This window comes from Marinobacter sp., assembly GCF_035268745.1.
In the GTDB taxonomy this organism is placed as follows: Bacteria; Pseudomonadota; Gammaproteobacteria; order Pseudomonadales; family Oleiphilaceae; genus Marinobacter.
The window spans coordinates 1-6,062 of the sequence record NZ_DATFKH010000128.1; the positions used below are offsets into that span (position 1 = coordinate 1).

Consider the following 6,062-nt stretch of genomic DNA (forward strand, 5'->3'; position numbering starts at 1 on the left):
GGATCAGATCGTCCATTGCTGTATCCGTTCTGAATGGCTTTCAAGCAGCCTGGTCAGGCTTTTGAGGGTTTCGCCGCTGTGCCTCCAGAAATGCCAGTACAGGGGCACATCGAGAGCATGGTCCGGCGCAAGATCCACCAAGAGTCCCTGGTCTAACCAATGGCGGGCCTGTATTTCAGGAATCATCCCGTAACCTATGCTGGCGATTGCAAACCTTACAAACCCCTCCGAAGAAGGGCACAGGTGGTAGCGGAAGCTGCCGTTATAACCGAAACCCGTAAGGAACCTCTGCTGAAGTTGATCATTCGGGCCGTAAATGATCGCGGGTGCCTTGGCCAGCGTGCCCGCATCAATACCATCAGGAAAGTAACGCTCAATGTATTGGTGAGTCGCCAAAGGGCGATAGAGGATGCTCCCCAAGGGTACAGCTCGAGCGCCCGCAACGGGGTGCGGGCTGCTGCACAGGCAGGCGGCAACATCGCCTTCACGCATCCGGCGCAATCCCACGTCCTGGTCTTCGATCACAAGGTCCAGCAAAATGTCTTCTGTGCGGCAAAACTCGGCGACAGCCGAAGCCCACCAGGTCGCGACGCTGTCTGCGTTGATCGCGATCCGCAAGCGAGAGGTTTGCTCGGCCAATGCAGGAAGGTTGCGCGCCAGGTCCCGTTCCAGCAGCTGCACCTGCTGAAAATGATTCAGCAGTTTCTGCCCGGCCGGCGTTGGGCGCAGTTCAGGATGCCGGGTTATCACCGGCTGGCCAAGTCGGACCTCCATAGACTTGATGCGCTGTGAGATGGCAGATTGGGTCAGCCCCAATGCGTCGCCCGCGCGTTCAAATCCGCCGTTCTCAATCACGGCTGCAAGCGCCTGCACCAGTTTGTAATCAAGCATTAGAAAATCTTATAGGATATAAGGAGTATGATTTTTAAGTATAGCTGCGCACGGGTAAGCTTCCAGCTCATGTTCAGGAGGGCATCATGCTGACAAGTTATCTGACCGGGCTGCTGGTATGCGGGGGCATCATCATCGCCATCGGTGCCCAAAACGCTTACATACTGGGCCAGGCCATTCGCCGTGAGCACCACTGGAAATGCGCCGGTATTTGTATGAGTGCCGATATCCTGCTATTCACGGCGGGCATGTTTGGCCTCAATGCAGCACTGATGGCTGTACCTGAAGCGTTGGATATCCTGCGGTGGCTGGGTGTAGTGTTTCTGGGCTGGCTGGCGGCGCTGGCTTTCTTACGGGCAGCCAAAGGCCGGAATACACTGGACGCCAATACCAAAGCTGTTTCCAGTTCCCGCGCTGTGATTTTCACAACCCTGGCAGTCACGTTGCTCAACCCGCAGGTGTATCTTGATACCTTATTGCTGATTCCTGCGATCGGTGCCCAGCAGTCCAGCGATATCGGCTTTGTGGCGGGTGCCAGCAGCGCCTCCATACTCTGGTTCGGATTACTCGCGTTCAGCGGTGCAGCGCTCTCGCCCTGGCTGGCCAACCCCAAAGCATGGCGGATTATTGATGGCACGATAGGCTCAATGATGGCCGGCATTGCCATTCACCTGGCTGTTAGTGGTTTGTAGAAAAATCGTTGATGAATCTGACTTCAGGCCTCAGCGCGTTTCCGTTAACCCCTGTGAATGAGCGCGGTTCGGACGAGGCGGCATTCATCCGATTGATCCAGCGGCTCGTTGCTGCCAAGGTGGATTCCATAGGCGTGCCGGGCTCGACCGGGAACTATGCCTGTCTGACTATGGCTGAGCGCTCGCTTCCGTCTCTGAGCGGCCCTAATCCGGGGTCAGGGTCAGAGATGAACATTTTTAGGCTGAAAACGGTTAAACTAGTGGGGAGCAGGTCATGATCGCCGTTCTTTCTGGCGCGGGCCTAATCGCAATGAGCCCAGGATAAAAGTGATTATCAGCGTGATGAGGAAACAGACATGAAGTGGATCGTACTGATCATTATTGGCGTGGTCCTGGCCGTCTGGCTTTTTCGGGGCAGCCGCAAGAACAACATAGAAGATCCTGAGGTAAAAACATTCGAGGAAAAGGATTTCTACCTCACATCGGATGACAACTCATCCGATAGCGAGTCATCTTCCGGTGACAGTAACCCGCGCCACTAAAACAGGGATGCTTACATTTAAACGTACATCGTACTGCGTATAATGTATATTATGTTAAATTAAGGAAGTTGTTCCTTTCAGTTCATCAGATTTTGTTCATCCAGGAGCGCTTTTTCTTGCGGATTACCTTGAACCATGCGGACACGGGGTCTCAGGAATTAGGGCTCAGCCGCGCATCAAATTGGAATCTTATCTTGGCGGCATCTTTGATAACCGCTTCTGCCTCGGGGTGTTCCGGATTGAAGATGAGGTTATATTCTTGTGGCACAACACAGGAACGGACCGCCAATGCGAGCGCTTCACCGTCAATGAGGAAGTCAGTTCCAACCTCCTGAGTGCCTGCTGACACTTTTGTTCCGTCCCAGCCTTTTGGGTAAGCGTCATCGGCCAGCGCCATAATCTGACTGTCCGGCACTTCGATCTGGAACAGTAGATAGTTCCGTAGACTATTTTCCTCACCCAGATTCACCAGAATTTCTAACTGAGCAAGGGCAATGCTCTCAGATAAATACACGGCCGGGTGATTCGGAAGATTCCACCGGCCGCCGTATTGGCGCGCACCAGATCCTGAAAACGCGGTGTCCTTGTGCTTTCGTTTGGTGATGCGATACGCCTTCATGCATAAACGCCGTGCTCAAGTTGCCCGATCAGGTCCCGTACCATGCGAATACCAGCCTCGGTATCCAGCAGATCGATAGGACACTGGTGCTCCAGGGCCCGGGCCGGCCGCTTTAACCACCGTCGTGCCTTTTCCCGGTCACCTTCAAACAGTTCTACGGCGTCACGCATCACCAGGTGCAGAGTGGCTACCCGATCCAGTTCTGTCTTGTTCACGGTGCCGTCTTCACGCCGGCGCACCAAGGTGCGCGGGGAAATGCCCAGCAGAGTACACAAAACAGTGTCGTCGATGTCGTACAGGGTCTTCAGGGCATCCAGTTCCCTCGCCTTGCCGCCGCGGCGGATCTTCTTCACGCCCTGAACACCGGAAAACGCGTACTTTCCAGTGGCACCTGAACGAGTTTTCACAGCACCACGCCCCGGGTACACGCCTCGAACGTTCGCTTTACCAGGCCCAACATGCCCTTCAGGGCTCTGCTTTTTCTCTGTGCTCGCTGACATAAAACCTCCCGCCATCTGGCAAGAATATTTTACCAAAATGGCAGCGGGATGTCTTGCAGGCGGATGTCTGTTCAACAAGGCATTGGCTCATCGGTGACCGCCTTGTCATGGACACGGTCAAAGATCTCGTCGATTACATGGAAATATTTGCGATACTGAAAAAAAGACCCGGCGCGCAATGGGCCGGGTCTTTTGTCAGGGTCAGCATTTTAAAATACCGATCAGACAGAGCTCAGTTAAACATTATTCAAGCTCAGCTTCTACGGCGTCCAGAAACCCGATCATGTCGACCACCTGCTCCGACTCCGGATTAACGGTCTTGCCCTTGAGGTCTGCTGTGACAATCCCTTTATCGACGGTATCTGTCAGCGCAGTCTTGAGCTTGACGGCGTATTCCTTCAGAGGCGCGTTACGTTCTCTCTCGCCAAGGGTTTCCAGTGCATTAGCCAGTGCGTACACCAACGCCGAGGGATTGAAATGGGCCTCGCGGCCATCGCTCTCAAGATACTTCAGGTACAGGTCATGGGCGGTGCCATGGGGTGCCTCGAAAAGCATGGTGCCATCCTTGCTTTCGATAATGGAGCTTGCGGTCGCCAGGCTGCCGCCCAGCGCGGCGGCGATGTCCGAGAAGATATCCCCATCCAGGTTCTGGGATGGATAAAGCGCATTTCTTGGCGGATCAGTGATCATCTTTTTGAGCTGGCTGGACGGTCGCATGATCATGAAGGATGGAGGCGGTGTGCTTTCCCCGGCCAGTTCCCGGCGTACTTCGGTGATTACGTTGCTGAAGACGTCGTCGTAGTCCATGTACTCGCGTTTGAGGCCGAAATAGACCTCCTTGTCCTTGTGGGATGCATCGCGAAACACCTGGGCTACCCAGTCCTTGATGGCTTCACGGTCATTCGACATCAGCAACATCGGATCGCCCTGCTTGACATGGCGTGCATGTTTTTCAACGCCGTCAAGGATCACCTTCAGGATACCGTTTTCCTGGGCTGGCATATTAAAGCTGCCATACTGGTCGCCGCCGCCGGCACTCATGCGGGATATGGATACGTGGGCGCTGCGGTCGGGAATGCCGAATTCACGGAGATGGTTGACCAGTTTGAACAGTTTACGCCCGGTGGTGTTGTCGGGCACCCCCCATAGCGCCCGTGCTGGCGGGTTGGAAACAATGCGTGCCGCCTGAGCGTCAATCAGCTCGTAGTAGTAACCCAGCCCCAGTTCTTTGACCTGGTGCTGGTAGTCGCTTTGGTAGACCTCTTCAATCACCGCCCGCATGACACCGTCGTAACCAGGAATAACGGTGTCTTTCAGGCCCAGGTAGATATCGCGCTTCTCGTCAATCGCGCGCTGGAAAAACCGGTGCGCCCAGGCTTTGACGTCCTCTACATCGTTGGTTGCCAGCAGCCAGGGGTCTCCCTTGCGGACTTCGCGACGGTGCAGTTCAATCGGGTCGCCGCTGCTGCCGACGAACATCAGCTTGATCACGCCGGTGGCCTCTGAAAGCTGATTGAAGCTCTCCTTGATACCACCGAACTCCATGGTGTCCACTTCGATATCGCGACCGATCCACTCGGGCCGGCGAATCTTGAGGTTACGGAACTGAATATCCTCACGGGTGATGTTACCGCTGATACCCTTGCGAATCGCGCCGTTAGGTGATTTTGTTGCAAGCGCGTGAAGGTTTTTTGCATCCACATCGGGGTTTTTAACGAGCAGTTCCTCCAGTTGCTTGCGGTTGACCGTCATACCGGCGTTCTTCACCCCTACCCCATATTTCTGGAGCGCGTTGATGGCATCGGTTACCGCTTGGCCATTGGTCTTCAGGCGATGTTCGGCGGACAGGTCGATTTCCTCGAGCTGAATATCCAGACGGGCGGTTACGAATTTCTCGAGAAGCTTTTCAAAGGCTACCTGAGCCATTTCGTCGCCGTGAAGAATGACCAAAGGCGACGTAACATTGATTCTGCTGTCCATGGAGCTCTCCCTGAAGGAATTTTTATGGCCGATACCCTGTTGTTCGGGCAAACCTGAAGAATAGCCCAACAGCATAAAAACTGCTTATGGTGCGGTCAAGATGGCGGGGTTACTTATAAGCTCCGGCATAAATCGCCGCCCGAGCGATGCTCTTCAGTGGTTGCGCAGGCCAGCGGTGCCGGGCTTCTGTTTTCCATTTTATGGGGGAGCGTCTATATTGATAGAGCTGATTGGGATTATCGAACCCGCGAAAACGACATTATCTGAAGGTTCAGATTACCTGGCGCGCTCTAATGTCGGCGCAGTTTGTTCAGGTAACCAGTGAGGAGAACAAAGAATGTCGATAACACCAGCAAGTGAAATATCTCCAGATGTAGCATCCTGGCGCGATCCGGAAATGCCCTCGGTCAAAGGCACCGAGACCCCGAAGGATCCGAACAAGGGCTACATTGCCCTGCTGGGCTGGAGCGTCAATGCCATCAAGGCGGCACAGAACTTTGACCGCCGCTACATTGTGGTGGCTCCGGATTGGGCCAAGGATTTCTGTACTGCCAATAAAATACCGTTCATTCCATGGGACTTTATCCGGCTGAATGACCGGTCCATGGAGATTGCGACAAGGCTGAAAGAGGAAGGCGTCGATGTCGCCATCCCGCTGTTCGAGGAAACAGTGGAATGGTCCGGCGCGATCAACTCGGTGCTGATGGACAGCCCGCGGATGTACGGGCAGTCGATCCTGTTCCGTGACAAGGCCCTGATGAAGCGCCGCGCCCAGCTTGGCGGGATCCGCGTCGGCATTTTCGAGGAGGCCCACGAGAAAGACGACATCATCCGCTTC

At 54.7% G+C, this 6,062-nt stretch carries 6 protein-coding genes and 1 pseudogene; 3 read left to right on the forward strand and 4 right to left on the reverse strand.

The window, feature by feature from the left end; all coding sequences use genetic code 11:
* Positions 1 to 3: 3 nt before the first annotated feature.
* Positions 4 to 891, reverse strand: a complete 888-nt coding sequence (locus VJ956_RS10340) for a LysR family transcriptional regulator ArgP (RefSeq protein WP_324084496.1) — start codon at positions 889 to 891, stop codon at positions 4 to 6.
* A gap of 86 nt (positions 892 to 977) precedes the next feature.
* Between VJ956_RS10340 and VJ956_RS10345 the strand changes: the two genes are divergently transcribed.
* Entirely contained in the window at positions 978 to 1,583 is a 606-nt protein-coding gene (locus VJ956_RS10345; RefSeq protein ID WP_324084498.1) for a LysE/ArgO family amino acid transporter, read from the forward strand.
* 356 nt (positions 1,584 to 1,939) lie between these two features.
* A complete protein-coding gene (locus tag VJ956_RS10350; protein WP_324084500.1) occupies positions 1,940 to 2,125 on the forward strand; it encodes a hypothetical protein in 186 nt (61 codons plus the stop codon).
* A 151-nt stretch (positions 2,126 to 2,276) separates the two neighbouring features.
* Here the strand turns inward: VJ956_RS10350 and VJ956_RS10355 are convergent, their stop codons facing one another.
* From VJ956_RS10355 to VJ956_RS10365, 3 genes are all read right to left on the reverse strand, one after another.
* Entirely contained in the window at positions 2,277 to 2,744 is a 468-nt protein-coding gene (locus tag VJ956_RS10355; protein ID WP_324084501.1) for an RES family NAD+ phosphorylase, read from the reverse strand.
* Positions 2,741 to 3,151, reverse strand: a complete 411-nt coding sequence (parS, locus tag VJ956_RS10360) for a type II toxin-antitoxin system Xre/ParS family antitoxin (RefSeq protein ID WP_324084503.1) — start codon at positions 3,149 to 3,151, stop codon at positions 2,741 to 2,743. Before parS ends, VJ956_RS10355 begins: the two co-directional genes overlap by 4 nt.
* A 336-nt stretch (positions 3,152 to 3,487) precedes the next feature.
* Positions 3,488 to 5,224: an isocitrate/isopropylmalate family dehydrogenase gene (locus VJ956_RS10365; RefSeq protein WP_324084504.1), complete on the reverse strand. Its 1,737-nt coding sequence runs from the start codon at positions 5,222 to 5,224 to the stop codon at positions 3,488 to 3,490.
* Between the two features lie 337 nt (positions 5,225 to 5,561).
* Between VJ956_RS10365 and VJ956_RS10370 the strand changes: the two are divergent.
* Positions 5,562 to 6,062 (forward strand): annotated as a pseudogene (locus VJ956_RS10370) (carboxylate--amine ligase); the annotation flags it as partial.

Bases quoted from the DNA above. Each gene is read 5' to 3' on its own strand.
- VJ956_RS10340 (WP_324084496.1), bottom strand. From the start codon at position 891: ATGCTTGATTACAAACTGGTGCAGGCGCTTGCAGCCGTGATTGAGAAC.
- VJ956_RS10345 (WP_324084498.1), top strand. From the start codon at position 978: ATGCTGACAAGTTATCTGACCGGGCTGCTGGTATGCGGGGGCATCATC.
- VJ956_RS10350 (WP_324084500.1), top strand. From the start codon at position 1,940: ATGAAGTGGATCGTACTGATCATTATTGGCGTGGTCCTGGCCGTCTGG.
- VJ956_RS10355 (WP_324084501.1), bottom strand. From the start codon at position 2,744: ATGAAGGCGTATCGCATCACCAAACGAAAGCACAAGGACACCGCGTTT.
- VJ956_RS10365 (WP_324084504.1), bottom strand. From the start codon at position 5,224: ATGGACAGCAGAATCAATGTTACGTCGCCTTTGGTCATTCTTCACGGC.